General features: G+C 69.9%; 17 protein-coding genes and 8 pseudogenes. 15 read left to right on the top strand and 10 right to left on the bottom strand.

Annotated elements, in window-relative coordinates:
• Nucleotides 1-2 precede the first annotated feature (2 nt).
• The 5 genes and pseudogenes from HB370_RS00760 to HB370_RS00745 all read left to right on the top strand — a co-directional run.
• The gene (locus tag HB370_RS00760) at nt 3-2159 is read left to right on the top strand and encodes a hypothetical protein (RefSeq protein ID WP_030794876.1); all 2157 of its coding nucleotides are present in this window, start codon (nt 3-5) and stop codon (nt 2157-2159) included.
• A complete protein-coding gene (locus HB370_RS00755; protein WP_030794874.1) occupies nt 2156-2929 on the top strand; it encodes a hypothetical protein in 774 nt (257 codons plus the stop codon). The genes HB370_RS00760 and HB370_RS00755 overlap by 4 nt, the downstream gene beginning before the upstream one ends.
• Before the next feature lie 588 nt (nt 2930-3517).
• Nucleotides 3518-3589, top strand: a pseudogene (locus HB370_RS41545) (ATP/GTP-binding protein); the annotation flags it as partial.
• Between the two features lie 175 nt (nt 3590-3764).
• Nucleotides 3765-5624, top strand: coding sequence for an AAA family ATPase (locus HB370_RS00750; RefSeq protein ID WP_051816296.1), 1860 nt, complete (start codon nt 3765-3767; stop codon nt 5622-5624).
• A gap of 1319 nt (nt 5625-6943) precedes the next feature.
• Nucleotides 6944-7108: pseudogene (locus tag HB370_RS00745) on the top strand (flavoprotein); the annotation flags it as partial.
• Between the two features lie 15 nt (nt 7109-7123).
• Here the strand turns inward: HB370_RS00745 and HB370_RS41540 are convergent.
• A pseudogene (locus tag HB370_RS41540) lies at nt 7124-7462 on the bottom strand (carbohydrate ABC transporter permease); the annotation flags it as partial.
• A gap of 75 nt (nt 7463-7537) precedes the next feature.
• On the opposite strand from HB370_RS41540, the gene HB370_RS41535 reads away from it, so the two are divergent.
• From HB370_RS41535 to HB370_RS00730, 3 genes and pseudogenes are all read left to right on the top strand, one after another.
• Nucleotides 7538-7816 carry a hypothetical protein gene (locus HB370_RS41535; RefSeq protein WP_030794023.1) on the top strand — a complete coding sequence of 93 codons (279 nt, stop codon included), beginning with the start codon at nt 7538-7540 and terminating at the stop codon, nt 7814-7816.
• An 84-nt stretch (nt 7817-7900) separates the two neighbouring features.
• Nucleotides 7901-8536: pseudogene (locus tag HB370_RS00735) on the top strand (transposase family protein).
• A gap of 308 nt (nt 8537-8844) precedes the next feature.
• Nucleotides 8845-9249 carry a Rid family hydrolase gene (locus tag HB370_RS00730; RefSeq protein WP_078637824.1) on the top strand — a complete coding sequence of 135 codons (405 nt, stop codon included), beginning with the start codon at nt 8845-8847 and terminating at the stop codon, nt 9247-9249.
• A 234-nt stretch (nt 9250-9483) separates the two neighbouring features.
• Here HB370_RS00730 and HB370_RS00725 read toward each other — a convergent pair whose 3' ends face one another.
• Together HB370_RS00725 and HB370_RS00720 are read right to left on the bottom strand one after the other, a co-directional pair.
• Nucleotides 9484-9816: a hypothetical protein gene (locus HB370_RS00725; RefSeq protein ID WP_051816218.1), complete on the bottom strand. Its 333-nt coding sequence runs from the start codon at nt 9814-9816 to the stop codon at nt 9484-9486.
• Between the two features lie 203 nt (nt 9817-10019).
• A pseudogene (locus HB370_RS00720) lies at nt 10020-10229 on the bottom strand (RNA polymerase sigma factor); the annotation flags it as partial.
• Nucleotides 10230-10703: 474 nt separating this feature from the next.
• Between HB370_RS00720 and HB370_RS00710 the strand changes: the two are divergent.
• Nucleotides 10704-11007: pseudogene (locus HB370_RS00710) on the top strand (hypothetical protein).
• A gap of 72 nt (nt 11008-11079) precedes the next feature.
• Here HB370_RS00710 and HB370_RS42610 read toward each other — a convergent pair.
• A pseudogene (locus HB370_RS42610) lies at nt 11080-11310 on the bottom strand (hypothetical protein); the annotation flags it as partial.
• A 214-nt stretch (nt 11311-11524) separates the two neighbouring features.
• Between HB370_RS42610 and HB370_RS00700 the strand changes: the two are divergent.
• From HB370_RS00700 to HB370_RS00690, 3 genes and pseudogenes are all read left to right on the top strand, one after another.
• A complete protein-coding gene (locus tag HB370_RS00700; protein ID WP_030794017.1) occupies nt 11525-11704 on the top strand; it encodes a hypothetical protein in 180 nt (59 codons plus the stop codon).
• Between the two features lie 72 nt (nt 11705-11776).
• Nucleotides 11777-14971: a type 2 lanthipeptide synthetase LanM family protein gene (locus HB370_RS00695; RefSeq protein ID WP_030794014.1), complete on the top strand. Its 3195-nt coding sequence runs from the start codon at nt 11777-11779 to the stop codon at nt 14969-14971.
• A 28-nt stretch (nt 14972-14999) separates the two neighbouring features.
• A pseudogene (locus HB370_RS00690) lies at nt 15000-15536 on the top strand (IS5/IS1182 family transposase); the annotation flags it as partial.
• A 138-nt stretch (nt 15537-15674) separates the two neighbouring features.
• Here the strand turns inward: HB370_RS00690 and HB370_RS00685 are convergent.
• From HB370_RS00685 to HB370_RS00665, 5 genes are all read right to left on the bottom strand, one after another.
• Entirely contained in the window at nt 15675-16442 is a 768-nt protein-coding gene (locus HB370_RS00685) for a glucose 1-dehydrogenase (RefSeq protein ID WP_030794009.1), read from the bottom strand.
• Nucleotides 16443-16486: 44 nt separating this feature from the next.
• Nucleotides 16487-17749 carry an MFS transporter gene (locus tag HB370_RS00680; RefSeq protein WP_051816216.1) on the bottom strand — a complete coding sequence of 421 codons (1263 nt, stop codon included), beginning with the start codon at nt 17747-17749 and terminating at the stop codon, nt 16487-16489.
• Nucleotides 17750-17783: 34 nt separating this feature from the next.
• Nucleotides 17784-18131, bottom strand: coding sequence for a cyclophilin-like fold protein (locus HB370_RS00675; protein ID WP_030794005.1), 348 nt, complete (start codon nt 18129-18131; stop codon nt 17784-17786).
• A gap of 266 nt (nt 18132-18397) precedes the next feature.
• The gene (locus HB370_RS00670) at nt 18398-18808 is read right to left on the bottom strand and encodes a cupin domain-containing protein (RefSeq protein WP_030794003.1); all 411 of its coding nucleotides are present in this window, start codon (nt 18806-18808) and stop codon (nt 18398-18400) included.
• Between the two features lie 37 nt (nt 18809-18845).
• Complete coding sequence (locus HB370_RS00665) at nt 18846-19862, bottom strand: zinc-dependent alcohol dehydrogenase family protein (protein ID WP_030794001.1); 1017 nt, start codon at nt 19860-19862, stop codon at nt 18846-18848.
• 210 nt (nt 19863-20072) lie between these two features.
• On the opposite strand from HB370_RS00665, the gene HB370_RS00660 reads away from it, so the two are divergent.
• The 3 genes from HB370_RS00660 to HB370_RS00650 all read left to right on the top strand — a co-directional run bounded on the left by HB370_RS00660 (nt 20073) and on the right by HB370_RS00650 (nt 22712).
• The gene (locus HB370_RS00660) at nt 20073-20954 is read left to right on the top strand and encodes a helix-turn-helix transcriptional regulator (RefSeq protein ID WP_030793998.1); all 882 of its coding nucleotides are present in this window, start codon (nt 20073-20075) and stop codon (nt 20952-20954) included.
• A 221-nt stretch (nt 20955-21175) separates the two neighbouring features.
• Entirely contained in the window at nt 21176-22066 is an 891-nt protein-coding gene (locus tag HB370_RS00655; RefSeq protein ID WP_030793995.1) for an SDR family NAD(P)-dependent oxidoreductase, read from the top strand.
• Nucleotides 22067-22133: 67 nt separating this feature from the next.
• Nucleotides 22134-22712: a TetR/AcrR family transcriptional regulator gene (locus tag HB370_RS00650; protein ID WP_030793992.1), complete on the top strand. Its 579-nt coding sequence runs from the start codon at nt 22134-22136 to the stop codon at nt 22710-22712.
• A gap of 777 nt (nt 22713-23489) precedes the next feature.
• Here HB370_RS00650 and HB370_RS00640 read toward each other — a convergent pair.
• Nucleotides 23490-25079, bottom strand: a complete 1590-nt coding sequence (locus HB370_RS00640) for an MFS transporter (protein ID WP_030793990.1) — start codon at nt 25077-25079, stop codon at nt 23490-23492.

Genomic DNA, 25079 nt, shown 5'->3' with positions numbered 1-25079 from the left:
CCGTGACCTCGTTCAGTGTGCCGCCCGACAACCGTGTGTCCCGTGGGGGGATTCACGCCGCCAACAACACCTACTCGACCCTGTTGCAAGCCGGGCGGGACATCAACCTGCACCAGCAGGAGCCTTTGCCCAGCGTGCCCGTGCCTACGTCGGAGATCGACGCGGTCCGCCGTGCATGGGTCGCCGAGGACGGCGAGGGCAAGGAGATCGCGACCGCCCCGGAAGTGCTGGCGATGCTCGGTCTGGATGAGCGCGTAGTCGTGATCGCCGGCCCGCCCGGGACGGGCAAGACCGCAGCGGGACTACGCGCCCTGTCCGAGCTGCGGCCTGTTCTGCCCGGCAACAGCGGGCCCAGGCTACGGCTGCGCCTCGAGCACGTGCTGCCGGACTGGGAATCGGTCGAGAAGGACAAATTCCTGCTCCCCGCCGGACACGGCCGGGGGTACCTGCTCGACGTTTCGGGTGAAAGCGCGCGCTGGGAGAAGCCGGAGGTCGCGGCCCGGAAGTTCCTCGGGCACGCCGAGATGCTGCGGAAAAGAGGCTCCTACCTCGTCGTGGTAGCCGGTGAGCACGGCTGGCCCGAGAGCGACCCGGTCCTGGGGCGCACCGTCGTCCGCGCCGTCCACGCACCCCCGGGGGACCGGATCGCGCGGCACCACATTGAGCAGCTTTTTCCGGGGGTCGCACGCCGGGGATGGTTGCAGGAAAGTGTCCGGGATGTCGCCAGACAGGGCGAGGAGAGCGACAGTGAGGACCGGCGAGCCCCACTGGATGATCTTCTCCGTGCCGACATGCATCCGGGCGACGCCGCAGTACTCGCCCGTGAACTCAACCGCATCAGTGAATCGGGCGGCACGCTCAAGGACGCCCGCGACCTCGTACTGCGCTGGCGTGAACGAGTCGGCAACGTCTTCCGTGAGACACAGGACAGCGCGGACGATCGGGCGCTGCTGCTGGCGGCCATCATGCTGGAAGGGCACAGCCCCGCCGAGGTCCTGGCCGGGGCGCGTCTGCTGCTCGGGGACCAGAAGACGCGTGGCATCCGGGACATTCTGACGGGCCGTGACCTCGTCACCCGGCTGGAGGCGGTCCAGGCGAAGAGTGACGGGCAGCGCGTCTCCTTCAGCCACCTGCCCGGATACCCTGCTGCTGTACTGCGGCACTTCTGGCGCCAGCTCAGTGACATCCAGCCCAGCCTGATCCAGTGGGTCAAGCAGCTCACTGCCCCTAAGGGGATTGGCGCCGGACGGATCCCGCAGATCGCGGATCTGCTGGCCCAACTCGCCGTCGAGGAAAGCGATCTGCGTCCCCTGGACGTCGCCCAGTCATGGGCCGCCGCCGGCGACGCCGGGCAGGACGGTGCCTCCCGTCTGCTCGCGCGCGTCGCCAGGGACCCCGCCCTCGGCCCGGAAGTCCGTACGAAACTGCGATCCTGGGCCGGCCAGGGATCCCTGGCCAACGCCACCGTGGCCGCGGTGGTGTGCCAGGGGTCCTTCTCCAAGGAATACCCCCGCCAGGCCCTCACCTGCCTGCGCTGGGTGCTAGGCCGCGGCGAACACGACAGCGCCGTATCCGTGGCTGAAGAGGTCCTGCGCGCCATGGGCTCGGACGTCCGGCTGCTGCCGCGCGTGTGGGACACGGTCAACAAATGGCTGACCGAATACCAGCAGCCGGACGATCGCAACCATCTCGCGGCACGCCGCGCGGTCCTGTCTTTGCTCCGTCCCTCCACCGAGCACCCTGCCGCGACCCTGCTGGTGGCCAACGCCCTGGAGCACCCGGACACAGCCGACGAGCTGGTGCGGGGTTGGTCCGCCGCCCTGTCCGTGCCGACGCTGGAAGCACGGTGCGAGGAGGTCCTCACCGCCTGGGCCGAAGCCGTGGCCGACGGCACACTCGACGCCGACGCAGTGGTCGAGGTACTCAACCGCGTCATCCGCGAGCACTGGATGACCGGTCCGCTGTCCACCTTCATCGCCGGACGGGCCGGCACGGGATACACCGCACAGTCGGTCGTCGACCTGCGCGAGCGTCTCATCCTGCGATGGAATGACCCCCGGCCGACGCCGCCCGGCGGCCAGACCCAGACGCTGCTGGGCCCCGCAATCGCGCCTGAAGATGATTCCTCCCTTCGTACCGGGACGGAGGGCGCGACATGAGGCAGGGTTCCAAACGGGCCCGCCGTAAGCGACTCCACCGGGAGATCGGCACCTTCTTCGCAGTGTTGCGTAGCAGCCGGCCCGGCATCCACTTCACCGCCACCATCCACGCCACCCTGACCCCGGAGCCCTCAGGCCCCTACGACCCGGACGAGATCGCCGACCGTGTCCGCACCGCCCTGCGTACCGTGGCGGCAGCTGCGGTACGCGACCAGGACCCGATCAACCTTCCCGCCGCACAGGACGCGTGCGCACAGCAATTGCGTCAACCTCAGGAGCTCGGCCTTCCGGGCGGCGCCACCGTCACCGCCTCCGTTCACCTCCAACTTGCCGACGACGACCGTGCCGCAGTGAAGGAGCTGCTCACCGCCATACGCGCCCAGGCAGTCACAGACACCCTCGCCCGGCAGCGCACAGAAGCCCTCGCCCGGGAACTTGCCCATCCGGCAGCCCTCCTGGCCCGATGGCTCCAGCAGCCTGATGCGCAGATCACCCAGCCGCCGGGCGAGGCACAGCTGGAAGCGCTCGCACGACGGCTGCGCGGCTACCCGAAAGAGCGCGACGAACCCGTGGAGCGGCAACTCCTGACCATCCTGCGGGATTTCCTCGCCGAGTTCCCCAAGGAGGAACAGAAGCGCCTACTGGTGGTACTCATGGCCAACGGGATGCGTGCCGCCCGGAAGCCCGGCCATGCCGACCAGGCCGAAGCCCTGCTGAAACCGCCGTCGGCGACGAGTGAGGCCAGCCCCACCGCCACGGACGCAACGTGAGAGCCCGATATACGGCATTATGGCGCTTCCTGCTGTCCCCGCGAACCAGCTGGCATGCGCTGCTCCTGATGCGCCGCGCTCGCGCGCACACCTCGCCTCCCCAGCACCTTTCGTTCGACGCTGCCTGGCGGCAGGCCCGGGTCCAGCGCCACCCGGGCGACTCCCACTACCTCCTGCACGGTCACGGAGACCGAGCCTGAACCCACCGGACGCCCCAGCTCATCCGACGAGCTGGAGTGAACCTGGGCCGAGAAGCGGTGCGCCGCTCCTTGGCCCGGCGCTGTCAGCTCGACCCGGCACAGAGCATCGACGGAGTACATGGCCAACCGACTGGTAGAACCTGGCCAGCTGCTGATGACGCTCGTTAGACGCTTCGATGGCCCAAGCGGCTACCCACAGAGCCGGAAAGGGGCCTCTGACCTGTGCTGTCTCTCTGCTCCGCATGATGTGACGTCTTTCCTTGACCCAGCCAGTGCAGCGAGCGCGGGCGGGCGGTCCTCGCGAGAGGGGCACCCATATACGTAGTTCCCTTATCCCACCGCGCCCCGACACCGGCCAGCAATGGCTGGCTCCGCACGCGCGGGGACCGCCAGCGCCAAGACCCTCGCCACCGAGTTCGCCCGCTACCTCGGTGCCCCCGTCGCCGCCCGCATGTCCCAGTAACAGATCACCAACTCTCCCTGGGTGCGGTCACTGCTGCAACGTTGGGATCGCGGCTCTCCGCCCTCTCATCTGGCGCTAGAGTTTTCCCACCCACGTCGGAAATGGGTGCGTTACAACGGCGCGTTGCTGGCTGCCCACCGCACGCGCTCGTGCCGTACTGCAAGGGAGCATTGTGCGTCTCGTCGAACTCAGTGTCACCAACTTCCGCTCGCTGGGTGATGTTCAGGGCATACCCATCCATAAGCAGACGATCCTGACAGGGCATAACGACTGCGGGAAAACAGCCACCCTGGATGCGATCGCTTTCCTGCTCGGCGAGCGTGCCATTGCCGACAGCGACATCTCCGATTTCGCCGTAGGAGAGCCGGCGCGTGCGGCGTTGCCCTCGGATGAGGCCGAAGGACCGCGCACAGTCACCGTCGAGGGTCGCTTTGTTCTCTCGGCAACTGAAGAGAGGTCTCTGGGAGTCGGTCCCTCTCTCCGTGTGCGCCGTCGGCATGTGGAGAGCGAGGGTAGCTGTCTGGAGTGGTGGGCTGCGGTGCCACGGAACCCGGCACTACGCAACATCCCCGCTCTGAAGGTCCCCGAGTTGCGGGCGCTCGCTTCCGAGGTGGGGGTCAGCCTGCGTGAGGGCCAGCCGAACGTGAAGGCCAGTTGGGTGGAGGTGCTTGAGGAGCATGCCGCCGGCACGGAGATGATCACTGACTGGGTAGCAGCACCTGACCCCGTCACGGCTGCGCTGCCTCAGCTGCTCTACTTCAAAGGCGATGCCGCTGAGTCCCCGGAGGCCGTCGTCCGCAGCATCCTGACGGCGAAGCTGCGCGAGTACACGCTACGCGAGGAGACCCGGCAGAAAATCACTGACCTGGAGGAGGAGTTTTCCAGCCTTCTCAAGGACGATGTCGTGCGGCTGCAGAAGCTGGTCGAGGAGCGATGTGCGCTTGACGTGTTCACCGTGGATCCCGGCGTGCAGTTCCGGCCGGCGGTCGGCAGTCTGTCGTTGGCTGCCGCGGCCCCGGGCCAGCGGGCCGTGTCATTGACGGCAGCGGGCTCCGGCCGGTCGCGCCGGATCTCCCTGGCCTTGTGGGAGGCGAGCCAGGAACTGCTGTCGGAGCAGGTCGAGGACAGTATCGGTGGAGTGATCATCGCCTATGACGAGCCCGACACCCACTTGGACTACGACCATCAGCGCCGCATCATGGAGATGATCAAGGTGTCGGCGTCGGCTGCCCAATCCACCGTGATCGTTGCCACCCATTCGCTCAACTTGATCGACGGTGTCGACATCCAGGACATCGTGCACCTCAACAGCCGGAACGGACGGGCCTACGTACAGTCACTCGGCGCGAACGACGACGACGAGGAGACCCGTCGATTCCTGTCGAACATGGCCCTCTCCCTGGGCTTCCGCAACAGCGTTCTTCTGCACGAGCGCTGCTTTGTCGGCGTCGAAGGCCCCACGGAGTACGCGGCGCTGCCCATTCTGTTCAAGCTGGCGTTCGGGTATCCCATCCAGTCCACCGGGATCGCCCTGTGGGACTGCGGGGGCAACGACGGCGCCCTGAGCTTCGCCAAGTTCCTCAAGGCGCACAAGCGCACCGTCGTCTTCCTGGTCGACGCCGACACCATGCGCGACAAGCAGAAGAAGTTCAACATCGACCGTCTGAACAAGCAAGGCTTCACCGAGGCCGACTGTCTTTTTCTTGGTGATCCCAACGAGCTGGAGGACGTCTTCAGCGACGACCAGTGGGTAGACACGATGAACGCCGTCTGGCCCCGTGACGATGCCCGGCAATGGACTACTGAGGACATCGGCGCTCTGAGGCTCGGCGGCAAGTTCAGCAAGTCGCTGCACAGCCTGCTCCGTCAGTCCTCAAGCAGCGCCCCTGACAAAAAGGAGGAGATGGTCGTGGAGCTGGCTCGCCGGTTGCGCAAGCCATCCGACGTCCCGCGCGCCCTGGTGAAGTCTTTCGAAGATGCGATCAAGGTGGCCCGTGCGGCCGGCCTGGCTTACTGGCCCGAGGGAGACTGAAGCCCACGTAGCGCGCGGCGGGCCTTCATACGGCTCAGACGTTGCTCGCGTGTGGGCTCCTGCCATGAGTGCACTCCCACAGACGACACCCAGCGCCGGCCGTGCCGGCTTCTTTCCTCGCCGCACCATCGGCAACCGGACGGGGCGGGGGGATCTGAATGGCGAACACGCACAGTCATGGCATGCACCTCAGTACTCTCCGCTCGTTGTGCCGCTGACGTACTCAAAGACTCCCACGAGGCACTGACAATCGGCAGGCCGAGCCGACTACGCCGGATGTCTCTCTGCCCAGTACCGGCGATGCAACAAGGCGTCGTCCCGGAGGCGCGCTCTGCAGTGCTCGTACCCGGGACAGGCGGTTCCGCACGGCCTTGCCTGCGGATCCGGGGATCCAGCGGCTCCCGGCCGCTCACTGAGGCCCGTAAGAGGGGCGCTGCCCCCCACGTGCAGCTACTGGCCTCCGTGGCGTGCTGTCGTTGAGGGTTCACGACGCGTGACCATCGTGGCGGTATGCCTGTTGTGTGAGATTTCGGCAAGGTGGTGGGCTGACACCTGAACGCCAGGCGTTGCGCGAGTGGGTACGGCCGGAAACTGTGGAGCGATTCCCTGTGGGTGAGAGTGCATGTGCAACCGGCTCCTGGACCCGGTCAGCAGCCGATGCGGTGACGCTCGTTTGACGCTCAGATGACCCAAACGGTCACCCAAAAGGCTGAAAAAGGGCCTCTGACCATGGCTTTCTCTTCGCTCTGCGTGACATGACGCCTTTCCGATGACGCATCATGTGGAGTGCGTGGCGATTCTGGAGCCTGCCGAAAAGGGCCGCTGACCTGCGGTTATGATGTGCGCTATGGGCGTTACGGGCGATATCTTGACGCTCGAATGACGCTCTGCGAGGCATCTTGACGCTCATTTGACGCTAGTTCTGATGGGACATCAGGTGTATCGCGTCGCTGTGGTCGTAGCGGTCTCCTGGCTCTGCAGGTGTGACAAGCTGCCGGGCTGTGACAAGCGCTCCCATGCAGGCAGATGTGTAGCGCCAGAGGTACGCCTGAGTGGTGCTTTGGCCAGCAGAAACGAGGGCTGAAGGGGATCGGCTCTGGGCCTGGTGTGTATTTGGCCCAGATCTTGGCCGTGGGATGCTGAGAGCCGGGTGCTGGAACTGCGGTGACGAGCCGGGTGAAGTTGTTGCGGCAACCCGGGCCTGTGCGTCGCGAGCGATGATGCCGTCCGGCTGCCGCGCTGGAGCCATCCCCGCGTGCGCGGGGACCACAGCGTGCCCGAGCGCCGGGCGGACTGGTCGTGGAGACCACCCCCGCGTGTCCTACCCCTCCGGCGGCGACTGGGCCGAGCAGTACCTGCAGCCGCTCACCGACGTCCTCGGCGACCGCGTCCGCACCGGAGCCCGCGTCACCGGCGTCTCCCGGGCGGGCAGGGACCGGATCGTGGACGCCGACCGCGAGCAGCAGTCGTTTGTCGTGCACATTGGGCCCCGTTTGGGGCTACTTGACTGCTCCTGCGGTGACGCCGCGGGTGAGGGAGCGCTGGAAGAGTAGGAAGAAGACGACCATGGGGATGACGCCGAGGAGGGCGGCGGCGCTCATGGCGGTGGGGTCGCTGGTGTACTGGCCCTGCATGACGGACAGGCCGAGAGGGACGGTCTGGTTGTCGTTGGAGATCAGCAGGACGAGGGGGTAGAGGAACTCGTTCCAGCCCCAGACGAAGAAGAAGACGCACATCACCGACAGGGTGGGCCAGCTCATGGGCAGGATGATGCGCCAGAGGATGGTCCAGCGTCCGGCACCGTCGAGGGAGGCGGCTTCGATAAGTTCCTTGGGGAAGCCGGCGGCCGCCGCCGGCCTCGCCGCGCTCCTCACCCGCGCCACCGAGCCGGCCGACTCCTCGGGGAACCCGGCATGACCGATGACCAGGAGGCGGAGGTCGTCGCGGTCTGGCACACAGCCAGCGCCGTCGGCCGGCACTTCGAGGAGCTGCTCGCCGACGGCACCGTCTACACGTGGACCGAGCCGCCGTTCGGCGAGACGTACTACCCCGGCGAGGACGACCCCGACTACAACCCCATCTGCAACTGCCCCACCGTCCCCCGCCGGTTCTGCATGAGCTGCGCGGACTGCGCCGCCTGCCGACCGTGCACGTGCCCGCCGTGGGATCACCTCATGTCCGGTGTCCGGTGACAGTAAACCTGGACCGATTACCATCGAAGTTGGACTGCTAGAGGGCGTCCCGTAACTGCTGGTCGGAGGTGAGATGATCTTGCCTTGGCTGGTGTGATCACGGCGTCAGAGCCCTCGTGGAGAGGCCCGTTCACCGGGCTGAGCCCTCGGCAATTCAACAAGCTGATCACCGCGTTGGGGCGTGAGGGAGCCGATCCGGTCCGCAAGGGACGGCCGTGGTCGTTGCCGTTGGAGGACCGGGTGCTGCTGGTGGCCGCGTACTGGCGCACCAACCTCACCCTGCGCCGACTCGCCCCGCTGTTCGGCGTGTCCAAGTCGGCGGCCGACCGGCTCCACCAACCACCAGGTCGTCATCGGCGCCGACACCCGCCTGGTCGTCGTCGTCGGCAAACCGCTGCCCGGCAACCGTAACGACTGCCGGGCCTGGCAGGAGTCCGGCGCGAAGACCGCCGTCGGTACCACCCCCGCGGTGATCGCCGACGGTGGCTACCGGGCACCGGCCTGACCATCCCGCACTACCGCCGGCACAAGGACGAGGAACTGCCGGCCTGGAAGGAGGAGCACAACGCCTCCCACCGCAAGGTCCGCGCCCGCGTCGAGCACACCTTCGCCCGCATGAAGAGCTGGAAGATCTTGCGCGACTGCCGCCTCAGAGGAGAGGGCGTCCACCACGCCATGCTCGGCATCGCCCGCCTGCACAACCTCACCCTCACCGGATGACAGGCAAACGAGCAGGTCAACCAGCATGATCCGAAGCATTTACGGGACACCGTCTAGTCGGCTCGTAACAGCGAAGAGGTGATCCGTCCGTTCCCCGAGGAGCTGCCACGGGCACAGGGGTCCGAGGAGGGAGCCAGCCGTGAGCGCCATGACCACGGCGACGATACGGTACGGCCATTTTTGTGCACGCAGAGATCAGTACGACTTCGCTGTGAGACAAGCGTTTTTAATGTGGCCCTGTAACTTCTTCGGCCAAGGGGCTTATCTGTGACCGGCGCCCCCGCGCATTATTTTCAGGGGAGTGTGTCGTGAGTTCTCAGGTGAAGGAATTCGGTTTTGGTATGCCGTGGGAGTCGTCGTACGGGTACAGGCAGGCCATCCAGGTCGGTGACACGGTTTACGTGTCCGGGCAGCTGTCTCACGACCATCACGGCGAATTTGTAGGCGCAGACAACTTCGAACTGCAGGTCCGCACCACGCTGGGAAACCTGGACCGAGTGCTGAAGCAGTTCGGAGCCGAGCGTAGCCAGATAGTGGAGACCACGGTGCTGGTGAGGAATTTGCGGGAGAACTTCGATACGACCGCACGCCTGCACGCCGAGTACTTCGGAGAACACCGGCCCACCAGCACGGTCATGGGCATTTCCGATCTGGCGCTGCCGGACCAGCTCGTGGAGATTGGCGCGCTTGTGCGTCTCGACATGAAGTCGTAGGCAGGAGGCCGGTCTGATTCCTTCCTGGCCTTATCGGTCCTTCGTGTTCGCCGCGGTACGTTGCGGCGGCCTCGCTGCGGGATTGCCTGTCACGGCTACTCGTCTTCTGCTGGCACTTATAAGCTCCCGCAGGACCGAGGGGTGGTCCAACTTTGATGGCAACCGGGAACTGCCGGAGGAGATGATGGCCGAGATGAGCCTCTCCGGATCTTGGGGCAGCTTCTTCAGCTCGCTTCACTTCCGGGGTGGCCACACCCCGCCGCCCTTCCCCGCGGGCTGCTCCCACATCTCGCGGCCCAGTGCCATGGTCAAGGAGGGCTTGGAGACGTCCACCGAGTCCCACATCTCGTCTGTGTAGGTCCTGACCTCGCCGGTCTTCTGCTCCGTCTCCTTGATGATCCGCTTCGAGTAGACGAACTGGTCGTCGCGCGGTGCCACCGGCTCCTTCTCCTGCCCGCGCTCCCATGCCGCCGCCCCGTTCAGCACCGTCGCGGCGGCGTTCTGCATTCGCGGGGTGCTGGTGCCCAGTGCGCCGCCCTCGCCGGAGCCGTCCGTGCCGATCAGCACGGCCGTCCCCGTAACCCGCCGTGGCGGCCACCGCGGCCACCGCGGCCGCCGCGAGGCGCAGTGCGCGGCGGCGACTGGGGCCGGCGCCGGTGAGCTGGTCTGCGTGAGCCATCGCGTTGAGCAACTGATGCCGGGCGCGGTCCCGGGCCGGACCGGTGAGGGGGGCCGCGTCCGCGTCCCACTTCCTCAAGAGTTCGAGTTCGTCACTCATGCTCGGATACCTCTCGTAGTGCCGTCGGATCGGATCCGCCCAATGCTTCGCGCAGCTTGCCGCGAGCCCGGTGCAGCCGTGATCTGACCGTGCCCACGGGGATACCGAGGGCCTCGGCCGTCTCCTCGTAGCCGAGACCACCCCAGGCCATCAGCAGCAGCACGTCCCGGTGCCGAGCGGGCAATACTGCCGCGCTCGCCACCGCTCTGCTGGCCGCCGTCCAGGGCGGCATGCTGCTGTCCCAGGTCCGCCGGTCGAGCACCGCCTACCGGCAGGCCGTGTCAGCGGTGATCGACCACATCGAGAGCCTCCTCGTCCGGTAGCGGCTTGGTGGCATCAGCTCACCACTGACACCTTTCGACCTGCTGATACAGAGTTCCGGGAACAGGCACTCATCGTCGGGCCGCCCTGCTGATCGCGGCGGCCTCGAAGCCACCCTCGAACCGCGGCCCTGTGGGCAGAGTCCGACCGCCGGAGGGGGAGAGCTTTCCCCCTCCCGGTTGATCACGATGCCCGCTGTGGGAGCCAGCGGCCGGGCAAGTCTGAGCCAGCCGCCGCAGACCTGGCCCCTTCGAGGGAACCGGCGGCCTCCCGGGAGAGCTGGCCGACTCAGCGACCGCGGATCGGTGACGTACCCGCACCCCGGTTGTCAGCGGCGGCTGCCAGGCTTGACGGGGTGGACCATGAGGGCGAACAGCTGCTGCGCCGCCGGGTCTACGGCGCCGACCACGACGATCCCGATCCCGGCCCGCTTGCGCACCGGACCTGCGCCGAAGTGGTCGGCGGCCCGCTGGACGCCCCTGCTGCCGGACATCACCGGCTGGACGCCCGAGGAGGTCGATACCGGCGTCGCGCTGGTCACCGCGCTGGGGCAGTTCGGCCCCGGCGGCCGGGCCCTGTACGACCCGCGCCCCGGCGAACAGCGCTCTTCCGGCCCCGGGGTGAGCTGCCGCTGCTACCACTGCGGCGACACACCCTGACCACGGCGACAAAAGGACGCGGCCCTCGCACCCGACGTTCAGGGTGCGAGGGCCGCCTCCGTTCCGGCGGGCTCACGCGGATGCCGCCGCCGGTTCCGGGCGCAGCGACGCCAGCGCAGAGCGCCGGCCCTTCTCCACCGCGCGCAGCTGCTCCCAGTCGACTTCCGGGTGTGCGGCGGGGCTCGCGTCGACGGAGACGGTGGTGTAGAGGGCGACGTCGACGGCGCCGGCCCGGCTGGTGCCGAAGCGGACCTCGATCGACTGCGGGGAGCGGACCCAGCCGAGCCGGACCGTCCAGTCGAAGAATCACCCGCCCGGGCACGGGCGCCCTCGCGAAGCGATCCGTACGGCTCCCGCGTTCTGGAAGGCTTGCCGCATGCGCGAGGACGTGGACGAGGATCTGGCCGTGACGTCGTAGGCCACCGCACAGCGGCCCCCTGGTGTGGTGAGGGCCCCGCTGCCATGATGAGCCGTCCGAACGACGATGCGGAAACACCAACTGACCAGGGGAGGCGCCGTGCTGACCACGGCAGAGCGGGTCCGTGCCCTCAAGGACGAGGACTTCCGGCTGAGTCTCACGCGGGAGTTCGGGGACCACCCGGCCGGGAGCCCGGCCGAGGAGGTCTACGTGTCCGCCGGGCAAGCGGCCAACACCTGTGAGTCCTACTCCAGTTGCGCACGGATGTGCAGCTACTGACCCGACCGCCCGCCGCGCCGCGCCCCCGTGGGGTGCGGCGCGCGGTATGAGCCAACCCGAGGGGGTACCGCCGTGGTGGACACGTCCCCGCTGCGCCTGGCCGCCGCCCGCGCCGTCCCGTTGAGCCGCCGGGGCCGGGCCACCGTCACCGACGCCTCCCTCGGCGGGCGCGCCGACCGCGTACTGGCCCGCTGGCGGGCACAACGCCCGTTCGATCAGGGCGGCTGGTTCGAAAGGCGGCTGGCAGCCGACTTTCTCGACCCCGGCCTCCTGCGCGAACTGCTCACCGAGCCCGCCGAAGCCCTGGCCGAACGGCTGGGCGCCGAGGAGCCGTGGGCGCGCCACTTGGCGGCCGTCTTCGAGGAACCCCCGCCCACCCCCGCCGTCGAGATCCCCGACCGGGACGCCTTCGCCACCCTGGTCGCCCCGCTGCTCACCGCCGCCCGCGACCGGCTGCGCGGGGGCATCGCCGCCCTCGGCCCCACCCCGCTCGGCACCCCCGAGGAGATCACCGCCCACCTGCTGCCGTCCCTGACCGCCCCCGCCCACGCCATGGCCGTACGCACCATGATCGTGGAACTGGAGATCGCCCGGCTCACCGGCCAACTGACCGGCGCCACCCCGCAGGAGCGCTACCGCGACTTCGTGCGCCGCCTCGCCGACCCCGCGCGGGCCGTCCAGATCCTCGCCGAGTACCCGGTCCTGGCCCGCCGCCTCACGGTGGCCGCCGAGCAGTGGACCGACACCCACCTCGCCCTCGTACGCCGCCTCGCGGCCGACCTGCCCGACGTCTCCCGCACCTTTTCCCCCGGCGTACCCCTGGGCCGCCTGACCGAGATACGCCCCGGCCTCGGCGACGCCCATCGGGGCGGCGCCACCGTCACCGCCCTGCGCTTCGAGAACGGCACCCGGATCGTCTACAAGCCCCGCCCGCTCGACGTCGACCTCCACTTCCAGGACCTGCTGCGCTGGCTCAACCCCCGGCTGCGGCTGCCGCTGCTGGAGGTCACCCACCTGCCCCGGGACGGCTACGGCTGGGTGGCCCACGTGGCGGCCGGGCACTGCCGGGACGCGGCCGAACTCCATGCCTTCTACCACCGCGCCGGGACACTCGCCGCCGTGCTCTACGTACTGGACGCCGTCGACTGCCACGCGCAGAACCTCATCGCCCACGGGGACCAGCCCGTACTCGTCGACTGCGAGGCACTCTTCCACCCCGACCTGCGCGAACCCGCCAAGGACCTGTCCCCCTCCGAACGCCTGGCGCGCCACGACGCCGCCCACTCGGTGCTCCGGTCCGGACTGCTGCCCCAGCGGGTGTGGGACGAGGACGGCAACGGCGGCGCGGACGTGTCGGCCCTCGGCTGGGACCCGGACCAGGCACCGCCCCGCACCGTGCCGTACGTGGACGGCGAAGGCACCGACCGGATGCGCATCGCGTACCGGCCGAGGAACCTCCAGGGCGTCGACAGCCGACCCCTCCCCGTCGACCAGCCCCTGGAGCTGGCGGACTTCGCCGACGACCTCGACACCGGGTTCACCGAGGCGTACCGGATCATGGCGCGGGCCAGACCGGAGGTGCGCCGCCTGCTGCGGGCCTTCGCCGCCGACCACACCCGGCTGCTGCGCCGCGACACGCTGGAGTACCGCAGCCTGCTCGCCGCCGGTGACCACCCGGACCTGCTGCGCGACGCCCTGGACCACGACCGCCACCTGGACCGGCTGTGGGCGCTGGCGACCTGGGAGGAGAGCGCCGACGCCTTCCTCGCGCACGAACGCGCCGACCTGTGGAACAACGACGTCCCCCTGTTCACCCTCCGCCCCGACGGCGTCGACGCCCGCGCCTCCACCGGAGCCCTCATCCCCTCCGTCGTCGACCGGCCCGCACTCGACACCGCGCTCGACAAGCTCGACTCCCTGGGCCCCGCCGACCTCGCCCGCCAACGCGAACTCCTGCGCCTGTCGGTGGCCACCGCCACCGGTACGAGCGAACCGTCCCGCCCGCAGGCCACCGCCCCCCGCCCGGTCACCCCGGCCCCGGACCCGGACCCCGGGGCGATCCGCGCCCGCGCCCTGGCCAAGGCCGCCGAGGCCGCCGACCACCTGCTGCGCCGGGCCTACCGAGGACCGGCCGACCTGGCCTGGATCGGCCCCAACTGGACCCCGCCCGGCCGCTGGGCCCCGGCGGAACTCGGCCCCGACCTCTACAGCGGCACCGCGGGCATCGCCCTCTTCCTCCACCACCTCGCCCTCCGCACGGGCGAGGCGACGTACCAGAGCGCCGCCCGGGCCGCCAGCGTCACCCTCCGCCACCAGGCCGGGCGCCGCGCCGACCGGCTCACCGGCGGCCTGACCGGCACCGGAGGCATCCTCTACACCCTCGCCCACCTCACCGCCCACCGCCCCGACGCCCGACTGGCCGCGCTCGCCGGCACCCTCGTCCAGCGGGCCGCCGCCACCGCCGCCGAGGACGAGTCCTTCGACGTCATCGACGGCTGCGCGGGCACCATCGCCGGGCTGGCCGCCTGGGCAGCGGTGCACCCCTGCGGCGCGGTGACCGACGCCCTCGCCCGCTGTGCCGGGCGGCTCGCGGACCGGGCCGCCCCGCAGCCCGGCGGCGGGGTCGGCTGGCTGCCCCGCGCGCTGGCCGGCACGGCCGACCGGCCACTGGCCGGGTTCGCCCACGGAGCCTCGGGCATCGCCTGGGCGCTCACCAGGGCCGGGAGCCTGCTCGGTGACGAGCGGCTGCCCGCCCTCGCCCGGGAGACGCTGGAGTACGAGCGGACCCTCTTCGACGCGGAGGCCGCCAACTGGCGCGACGTACGCGCCGACGGCTCGCCCGGCGCCGCCGCGTCCCACCCCGTGCTCTGGTGCCACGGGGCGGCGGGCATCGCCTTGGCCCGCGTGGAGCTGTGCGCGGAGCTGGACGACGCCCGGCTGCGCCAGGAACGCGCGGTGGCCCTGGCCACGGTGGCCCGCGACGGCTTCGGGCACAACTTCTCCCTCTGCCACGGCGACCTGGGCAACCTGGACCCGCTGCTCCTGGCGGGCGGGGCGGCGGCGGACACGGCACTGCGGCAGGCCGCCGTGACCCTGGATGCGCTGGAGGCGCGGGGCTGGGTGTGCGGCATGCCGAGCGGGGTGCACAGCCCCTCGCTGATGACCGGGGTCGCCGGGATCGGCTACGGACTGCTGCGGCTCGCCGCGCCGGAGGCCGTGCCCTCCCTGCTGGCCCTCCGCCCGCCCGGGGCGACACCCGTTCGGTGAGGTCAAGGGGGCACAGCGGGACGGAACCTCGGCAGCAAACCGCATCATCGACCACCTCGGGCCGCTGCTCGCGCTCCAGTCCCGCAAGCGGTTCGCCAAGGACGCCGTGCTCATCGTGGACGGCACCCTGGTGCCTACTCGCGATCACACCATCGCCGAGCAGTCGAAGAACTACCGGTACTCCACCAACCACCAGGTCGTCATGGACGCCGACACCGAACTCGTCGTCGTGGTCGGCCAACCGCTGCCCGGGAACCGCAACGACTGCGAGGCATGGGAGGAATCCGGTGCCGAAGCCGCCGTCGGCAGGACCCTCACGATCGCCGACGGCGGCTGTCCGGGCACGGGACTCGTCATGCTCCATCGTCGGCGCGAGGGCGAAGACCTGCCCGACGGGAAGAAGGCGCACAACGAGTCCCGCAAACAGGTCCGTGCCCGCATCGAGCACACCTTCGCCCGCATGAAGACCTGGAGAATCCTCCGAGACTGCCGCCTCGAAGGCGACGGGGTCCACCACGCCATGCTCGGCATCGCCCGCCTGCACAGCCTCGCCCTCGCCGGATAGGCGAGCGGACCGCACCGCGACCGACCCCCTTCTGGCGACTCAAAGATCATTTACGGGACAGCCCCTAGGCAACCTTCTTGTCACTGACGTAGTGAAGTTCAGCCCATCCCGAACGCACCGCCGAGCTGCGCCGGGTGATCACTGGGCGGTGTAGCCGCCGTCGACGGGGAGCGCGACGCCGATGACGAAGCCGGCGCCGGGGCTGCACAGCCACAGGACGGCCTGAGCCATCTCCTCAGGTGTGCCGAGCCGGCCTATGGGCTGGTTGGCTTCGGCTTCGGCGCGGTCGAGTTCTCCCTTGGCGATCATGTCGCTGACCATGGGGGTGTCGATGGTGCCGGGGCAGATGGCGTTGATGCGGATGCCGCGCGGGGCGTATTCGAGGGCGGCGCTGGTGGTCAGGCCGATCACGCCGTGCTTGGAGGAGTGGTAGGAGGCGCGGCCGGGCAGGCCGACGAGGCCGCCGAGGGAGGAGCAGTTGACGATGGCGCCGCTGCCCTGCTCGCGCATGTGCCGCAGTTCGTGCTTCATGGACGCCCAGACGCCGCGCAGGTTGATGGCGTGGACGCGGTCGAACTGGTCTGCGCCTTCGTCGGCGGCGTCGGCGGGCGGAATCTGGAGGCCGGCGTTGTTGTAGGCCATGTCGAGACGGCCGAACGTGGCCACCGTGCGGTCGACGGCGGCTGCGACCTGATCCTCGTCGGTGACGTCGCAGACCAGGGCGAGGGCCTGGTGCCCGGCGTCGGTGAGGTCCTTGGCCGCCTCCTGCACCGCGGCCTCGTTGACGTCGGCAAGGGTGACGGCGGCGCCGGAGGTGGCGAAGGCGCGGGCGGCGGCCAGGCCCATGCCGGAGCCGGCGCCGGTGACGAAGGCGACCTGGCCGGTGAAGTCGTAGGTGGGGTTCACGGGGTTTCCTCCTGGTGGACGGAGTGCCGGACGGCCGGACGGATTCAGGACCGCGTCGATGTCGCTTCGGTGGTCTGCCGTGGTGCCGGGATCTGAGCATCGGGGCTGTTCTGGGTGACGCTCCGGGCCGGCCCCCGCCGGGCGGTGGTGGCCAGGGCGATCAGCGGCAGCAGGGTCAGGCCCGTGAAGAGGGCGCCGATCAGCGCCGGGCCGGTCACGCCGAGAGAGGAGGCCAGGGCTTGGCCGGCCAGCGCGGAGCCGGCGGCGATGCCTGTGTTGTAGGCGGATGTGGTCAGCGCCGAGGCCAAGGTGGGCGCGTCGCCGGCGAAGCGGACCGCGAGGGCGGTGACGACCGGGTTGATCGTGAACCCGGTCAGGGCCATCAGGAAGATCAGGGTGACGGCAGCCGGCGGAGTGGTGGACAGCGGGATCAGCGCGAGCAGGGCCAGCGCGGTCGCCGCGGCGGCGGGGATCGTCGTGGCCATCGGGCGCCGGTCGCCGAACCGGCCGCCGATCGCGGTGCCGCCCAGCGCGCCGGCGCCGAAGGCGACCAGGACCAGCGGCACGGCCCCGGCCGGGATGCCGGTCCGGTCGGTCAGCAGCGGGGTGATGTACGTGTAGGTCGCGAGGACCCCGCCCATGATCAGGACGGCCGCGGCCAGCGCCAGCCACAGACGGCCCTGGCGCAAAGCCCGGATCTCGTCGCGGACGGACACCCGGGCGCGCTGCGGGGTGCGGGGCAGGAAGCGGCCGATTACGGCGGCGGCCAGGGCGGCGAGGGCGGCCAGGACCCAGAACAGTCCGCGCCAGCCGGTGATGTGTCCGGCCAGGGAGCCGGCGGGGACGCCGACGACGTTGGCCAAGGTCAGGCCGCCCATCATCACGCTCACGGCCCGGGTGGCGTTCGCCGGTCCGGCGGCGGCGGTGGCGATGACGAAGCCGACGGCCCAGAACGCCCCCGTGGCCAGCGCGGTGACGAAACGGGCGGCCAGGACGACGGTGAAGGAGCTGGTGAGGGCCGCGAGGATGTGACCGGCGGCGAAGACCGTCAGGGCGAGAACGAGGGTGAGACGCTGGGGCAGGCGCAGGGTGGCCAGGGCCATGGTCGGCCCGCCGAGGATCATGCCGACGGCGAAGGCCGTGACGAGCAGTCCGGCGTGGGAGACGCTGGTGCCCAGGTCGGGGGCGATGTCCGGGAGGATCCCGGCGATGACGAACTCGGTGGTGCCCATCAGGAAGGTGCCGGCCGCGAGCATCCACACGACGAAGGGCAGCTTGCCCGGCGCCGGAGCGGCGGGATGGGGCATGAAGAACTTCTTTCCAGGCTTGGAGAAGGGGTGGTCAGGTGGCGGGCTCGACGGTGATCCGCTCGGCTTTGGCCATCTGCTCGACGGAGGCGTCGAGGTGGCCGAGGATCAGCAGGTCGCCCGAGGGGGGAGGGCCGTCCTGGTAGAAGATGGCCAGGTTGCCCCATGGCGCGTAGTAGGCCAGGTCGCCCGCCTTGGCTGCGGACGGCTGGGGGGCACCGTCGGTGGTGAGCCTGCGCGGCGGATAGCCGATCCGCTCCGTGCCGTGGAAGTCCTCCAGCTTCAGTGTGAGCGGCAGCAGGCCGGCCAGGTCGCGGGCGGCGGGGCTGTCGTTCAGGGTGCCGTCGGCCGACTGGCCGTCGATGGTCAGGCGAATACGCATGGCGTCGTTCCCGTGGGACGGTGGTGATGATTCGCGCGTCCTAGCCGACGGGTGCGGGGACGGCGCAGCAGGCGGCGGCTGATCATTGCAGGCCGTCATGGGCCCGACCAGGACGGCGAGCAGGACAGTCAGGACAGTGCGAGGGAAGGCACGAAGCACGGGCCCGTTTCTCCAGACTCCGCTGGGTCGGATGAGCGCTGCCGGGCCGCGCACGCGGCAGTGCCGGGGATGGGCGCCGGCAGGGCGTGGTGGCGCGGCGCCGGGTTTCAGGCGGTGGCTGGGGCGGCTGCGTACTCCTCGTCGGTGACGGGGGTCAGCCAGTGCACGAGGGCGTGGTCGTCGTCGCCCTCGTTGATGGCCACATGCACCATCAGCCGGTTCGGGGCGGCGCCGTGCCAGTGTTCCTCGTCGGCCTCGAACAGGACGCGGTCGCCGGGGCGGATGACCTCCACCGGTCCGCCGCGGCGCTGGCACAGACCGATGCCCTCGGTGACGAAGACGGTCTGGCCGAGCGGGTGGCGGTGCCAGTGGGTGCGGGCGCCGGGCATGAAGTGCACCAGCGACGCGGTGACCCGGGATGGGGCGGGCGCGGCGGCGACGGCGTCGATGTAGACGTCGCCGGTGAACCAGTCGGCCGGGCCCTTGACGGTGTCGATCGAGCTACGGGTGATCTGCATGAAAAGCTCCTTGTACGGGTGGCGGGGTGGGCGTGGGTCAGGGCTTGAGGAGGGTCTTGATGGCGCGGCGCTCGTCCATGGCGCGGTAGCCCTCGGCGACCTGTTCCAGGGGCAGGGTGAGGTCGAAGACCTTGCCGGGGTTGATCCGGTCGGTCAGGACCCGGTCGATGAGGTCGGGCAGGTAGCGGCGTACGGGGGCGGGGCCGCCGCGCAGGCCGACGTGGGAGAAGAACAGCTCCTGCCCGTCGACTGCGATCTCATGGGGGACACCGACAAAGCCGACGTTGCCACCGGGCCGGGCCGAGTGCAGGGCCTGGCTCATGGCCTCGGCGGTGCCGACGCACTCCAGGACGGAGTCGGCGCCGATCCCGTTCGTCATCTCCTTGATCCTCTCGACACCCTCCTCACCCCGCTCGGTGACGATGTCGGTGGCGCCGAACTCCCGGGCGAGCTTCTGCCGCGTCTCGTGCCGCGACATGGCGATGATCCGCTCCGCCCCCATCTCCTTGGCCGCGATCACGCCGCACAGGCCGACCGCGCCGTCGCCGACGACCACGGCGGTCGACCCAGGCTTCACCCCGGCGGCGTCGGCAGCCCACCAGCCGGTGCCCATGACGTCGGACACGGCCAGCAGACCGGGCCAGAACTTCTCGTCCGGCACCTCGTCGGTGGCGACCAGGGTGCCCTGGGCGTTGGGGATGCGGACGTATTCGGCCTGGCAGGTGGACATGAACTCGCGGTGCAAGCAGCTCGACTGGAAGCCGTTCTTGCAGTTCGCGCAGGTGTTGTCCGAAGTCGCGAAGGAGCCGACGACGAACTGGCCCGGCTTCACCGAGGTGACTGCGGAGCCGACATCCTCCACGAAGCCGACGTACTCGTGGCCCATCGGGTGCGGATCACCGATCGGCTCGGCCCCGCGGTAAGGCCACAGGTCCGAGCCGCACACGCAGGTCACGGCCGTACGGATGACCGCGTCGGTCGGCTTGCGGATCTTCGTGTCCTCCAGGGTCTCGAAGCGGACGTCGCCTGGGGCGTAGATCATTGCTCCGCGCATGAGAAAGGTTCCTTTGCTTGCCGATGCGTGCGATCCCGGATGTCGGGGCCGTCGCAGAGTGCAGGGCCAGATGCAAGCCCGTCGTGATGACCGGGCGGAAAGCACCACGTCATCCAGGTAACCCGCTCTTCACACCGGTAGCGAGACACCCTCGAGGGGTGTACTGCCAGTACATCCCTGTGGACACGGTCGGGACGTACCGTCGATAGCGTGGACAACCGATCAGAGGTCCGCGAGTTCCTCACCTCGCGGCGAGCGAAGATCACCCCCGAGCAGGCCGGCCTGCCCTCCGGGAACCGCCGGCGCGTACCCGGCCTGCGCCGCAGCGAGGTCGCCGCCCTGGCCGATGTGAGCGTGGAGTACTACGCCAAGCTCGAGCGCGGCAACCTCGCCGGCGTCTCCCCTGCCGTCCTTGAAGCCGTCGCCCGTGCCCTTCAGCTCGACGACGCCGAACGCGCCCACCTGCTCAACCTCGCGCAGGCCGCGGACGGCTCCGACGCGCTCACCCGGCCTCGTCGTCGCACCAGCCGGACCTGGACCGCACACCGGAGCCTGCAGTGGGTCCTGGACGCCGTCACCGCCGGCCCGGCCTTCGTCCGCAACGGCCGCATGGACCTCCTCGCCGCCAACCAGCTCGCTCGCGCCTTCTACGACGACGTCTATGCCACGGCCGGCAACCAGGCCAACCTGGCTCGTTTCCAGTTCCTCGACCCCGCTTCCCGCCGCTTCTACCCCGACTGGGACCAGGCCGCCGACATCGCCGTCGCCATCCTGCGCACCGAAGCCGGGCGCAACCCTCACGACAAAGATCTCCACGACCTCGTCGGCGAGCTCTCCACCCGCAGCGACGACTTCCGCACCCGCTGGGGCGCCCACAACGTCCGCCACCACGGCACCGGCACCAAACGCTTCCACCACCACACCGTCGGCGACCTCACCCTCGCCTACGAAGGCCTGGAAATGGCAGCCGAACCCGGCCTCACCCTCACCATCTACACCGCCGAACCCGGCTCACCCTCCGAAGAAGCCCTACGCCTGCTCGCCTCATGGGCGGCCACACCCCAGCCCCTCACACCACACTCCGACGGCTGACACCGCGCGCCAGGGCCGACATGACGCAGTTCCCCAGGCGTGCGGTAGCGGCAGTGGCCGATGGGCCCGGGCCGTCCGGCGTGCTCGGATCGGCGCGGCTTCATGCCGCCCGGCATTGCCTGTCCCGCCACCCGACATCTCTAAACGGATAGCTCATCCGATTGTGTGTTGCGGTCCCCGACAAGCGGATGAACTATCCGCATGACTGGATGGGGGAGCACATGGCGAAGACGGCTGTGGTCACGGCGGGGACGGCCGGCATCGGACTGGAGACGGCCCTGGGGCTGGCCGGCGCCGGATTCTCGGTCACCGTGGTCGGACGCAACGCCGACCGGGGTGCCCGGGCGGTCGACCGAATCAACGCAACGAACCCGGCGCATCCCGGACGGTTCCTGCCCGCCGACCTGGGCTCGCTCGACCAAGTGCGCGCGCTCGCCGACCGGATCGCCGCTGAGCACGCCGCATCCGGCGACCCGCTGACCGTACTGGTCAACAACGTCGGGGCAATGTTCCCGCAGCGACAGACCCTGGATGGCATCGAGGCGTCGTTCGTCGTCAACCACCTCTCCCCGTACCTGCTGACAGAACTGCTGCTGCCCACGCTGACAGGCGGGGCGCCGAGCAGGATCGTGAACGTGACCTCGGGCGCGGTCGGGCTCGCGAAGAGAGCCTTCGACGCCGTCGAGCCCCCCGGCGGCTACTACGGCTTCCACTGGTACGGCCGCGCCAAGCTCGCCAACCTCGCCTACACGCTCGACCTGGCGAACCGGCTGAAGGGCACGGCCGCCTCCGTCTTCGCCGCCGACCCGGGAGGCGCCGCGACCGACATGACCAACGGGACCCTGACCGACCCGAAGGTCGTTTCACCAGCCCTGCGGCTGCTGTGGCCGCTGGTGCGCCGCAAGTTCGAACGCTCCACCTCGGGTCCGGCGTCCGTGGCTGCCCGGCCCTCGATCGTCGCCGCCACTGACGAAGCCCTCGCGGGCCGGACCGGCATCGTCATCGGGGCCCAGGCACACCCGGTGACGCCGCTGCGAGCAGCGACCGACCCCCGCATCGCCCAGGACGTGCGCCGGCTCAGTGAACGGTACGCACCTCTCACGATTTCCTGACCCGCCAAGCGGTGCGGGTGCTGTCGGCGGCATCATCCGGATGGAGAATCCGATTAGCATGTCCCCCATGACGATGCCCCTGCGCAAGGACGCGGCCCGCAACTGGGACCGGATCGTCGCGGTCGCCCGTGCCTTGGTCGACCAGGGCATACCCCTGCAACTGAACGACGTCGCTAGCCGCGCCGGACTCGGAGTCGGCACCGTCTACCGGCACTTCGCCACCCCCGAGGCGCTACTGGAGACCGTCGCCACTCCCTGCCTGGAAGCCCTGGCCAACCACGGCCAGCAGGCTCTGACCGGCACCGACCCCTGGCGCGCGCTCGAAGGTTTCCTGCTCCGCACCGTCGAAGCGCAGGTCACCGACGCGTCCCTGGCCCCGGTCGCCGCCGCAGCCACCGACACCCTGCCGCGCACCACGGAACTGAAAGAGACGCTTCGGTCGGTCGGCACCGCACTCCTCGGCCGGGCTCGCGATGCCGGAGCGGTCCGACGTGACCTGGCCGACGCCGACCTCGTCCCGCTCATGTGCGGCATCGCCTACGCCGTCAACGTCCACGGCGGCACACCCGCCGACCGGATCGACACCGCCCACCGCTATCTGGCCACACTCCTCGAAGGACTGCACGCGACGCCACAGCACGCGTGAGAACACTGCCCGCGCACCAACCGAGACGATCCACCCCTGCCCGCCCCGACCCGTATGGCGCACCAGTCCGCGATCGCCGTCCCCCTGGGGAAACGTGACCACGAGGGTGGGGAATTGCGTGAGGCGGCAACGAGCTCCAGGCGCTGCGCGAGCTCGACACACTGGAGCAGGCCGAGCCCCGCGAGAGCGACGAAGCCGTCCCTGACCAACTCACCCGCCGCTCCGGGTGGCACATCCAGGCCGACGTCGGCGCCTGGCTCGCCCGCGCCCTGGCCGCGACCGCGGACACTTCGCCGACCCGGCCGCCCGCGAGGCCGCCGCCGGCCTCCTGCCGCAGCCGGTCCTCGCGCATGCCGCGCTGCTGTCCGCGCTCACCCGTCTGGTCCCGACTGCCACGCCCGGCGAGCTGCCGGTTGCGGCCCGGCTCGCCGCCGCCGACCTTGTCCGTCTCTCTGGATCGAGGGGTGGTCAGTTCTGTGGTGCATGAGGCCGGAAGGTCATTGCGCCGGCGGAGTGGTCCGGCTGCGCATCACCCGCATGTCCGGGAACGCAGAGGCTGTCCGGACGCGAGGGGGGAGCCGCTCCTGGGCGGCGTTCTCGGAGGCCGTCCGGCGGATTGCGGGCGTTGCCTGGTCGGGCTGGGTGCTGCTGGGAACGGGTGTTGCTCGGTCCGGGGTGTGCTTGGCAGGCACCGCAGCCCGCGAGCGCGGGCTGCTCACAGCTGGCGGGATGGGCCGGTCGGGAGATCCTGTTGCACAGCTCAGCGCCGCGGCTGTGTCAGATGTGCGGTGTGCGGTGCCGTACGAAGGCTGCGGTGGGCAGCGCGAGGACGAGCAGGGTGATGCCTGCGATGAGCAGTCCGAGGTGGACGGCGTCGGTGAAGGCACGGGCGGCGGACTCGGTGACGGTGTGACGGAGCGGGCCGGGCAGGTCGCGTGTGCCGGCGCCGGGGAAGGCGGCGGCGATACGGGCAGCGTCCGGGGCCGGCACATCGGCGGAGACCAGGCGGTCTTCGAAGTAGCGGGGAAAGCGGGTGGTGACGATGGTGCCGAGGACACTGGGCCCCAGAACGGATCCGATCTGCCGGAACATGTTGACCGTGGCGCTGGCCATGCCGGCCTGCAGCCGCGGAACGCTGTTGACCGCGGCGGCCGTCGATGGCGCGGTCAGCAGCGCGGATCCGACGCCTGCGAGCAGCAGGCCGGGCCACAGAGCGTGGTAGCCGGCGAAGGGGCCGATGGCCAGCAGGGCGAGCGATCCGGCTCCCAGCACGACGAGGCCCGCGGTCAGCACAATCGTGAAACCGGCCTTGTGGACGAGGCGTCCTGCGAGCGCGCTGACCACGATATAGGTGGCGAACATGACCAGCAGGCGGACGCCGGTGTCCAGCGCGGACAGCTGCTGGACGCGTTCCATGTACAGGACGGCGAGCAGCGAGATTCCGACGAAACCGAACATGGAGGCCGCCGCGACGCCCATCACCGCGCTGTATGAGGCGTTGCGGAACAGGCTAAGGTCCAGCATGGGGTCGCGGTGGCGCGCCTCGGCGGCCAGGAACAGGACCAGACAGACCGCGCAGACGGCGTACATGATGACGATGCGGCCGCTGGTGTAGCCGCGGGAGCCGCCCTCGATGACCGCGTAGGTCGCCGAGGCGATCGTGGCGGTGCCCAGCAGGACTCCCGGCAGGTCCAGGCGCCGGGTCGGATGCTTGGACTCCGTCACCAGCAACGGTGTCAGGACGACGGTGAGCGCGCCGATGACGACATCGGTCAGGTACACCGCGTGCCAGGAGAAGTGGACCAGCAGCAGCCCGGCGCCGACAGGGCCGACGGCGAGTCCGAGGCCGGAGCAGCCGGCCCATACACCGATCGCCTTGGTCCTGTCATGAGGGTCGGTGAAGGAGTGGCTGACGATCGACAGGCTCGCGGGCAGGACGGCCGCGCCGCCCAGGCCCATGACCGCTTGAGCCGTGATCAGCAACGCGGTGCTGTCGGCGGTGAAGGCGAGCACGCTGCCGACGGTGAAGACCACCGCCCCGCCGAGGAAGACCGCGCGGCGTCCGATCAAGTCGGCAAGGGTGCCGGCGGACATCACCAGGCTGGCTACGGCCAGGGAGTAGGCGCTGGTCACCCAGACCAGCGTGCTCGCCGAGGGGTGCAGGTCCTGCTGGATGGCACCGAGGGCGCCGATCGTGGACGAGACGTTGACGAACGCCATCATCACGCCGAGGCACACGGTGAGTACGCCCTGCCAGGGATGGGCCGGGGTGCCGCCGTGTCCGGCTGGTGGAGAAGTCGGGTCCGGGACGGCGGGGACGGGTGGGCGTGCGGCGCCTGCCGCCGACGGCTGACTGCTGTTTTGCAT

It is taken from the genome of Streptomyces sp. DSM 40868 (assembly GCF_011820545.1).
Classification (GTDB): Bacteria; Actinomycetota; Actinomycetes; order Streptomycetales; family Streptomycetaceae; genus Streptomyces; species Streptomyces eurythermus.
The sequence above is the reverse complement of the archived record's forward strand: the minus strand, read 5'-3'. Positions and strand labels throughout refer to the sequence as shown.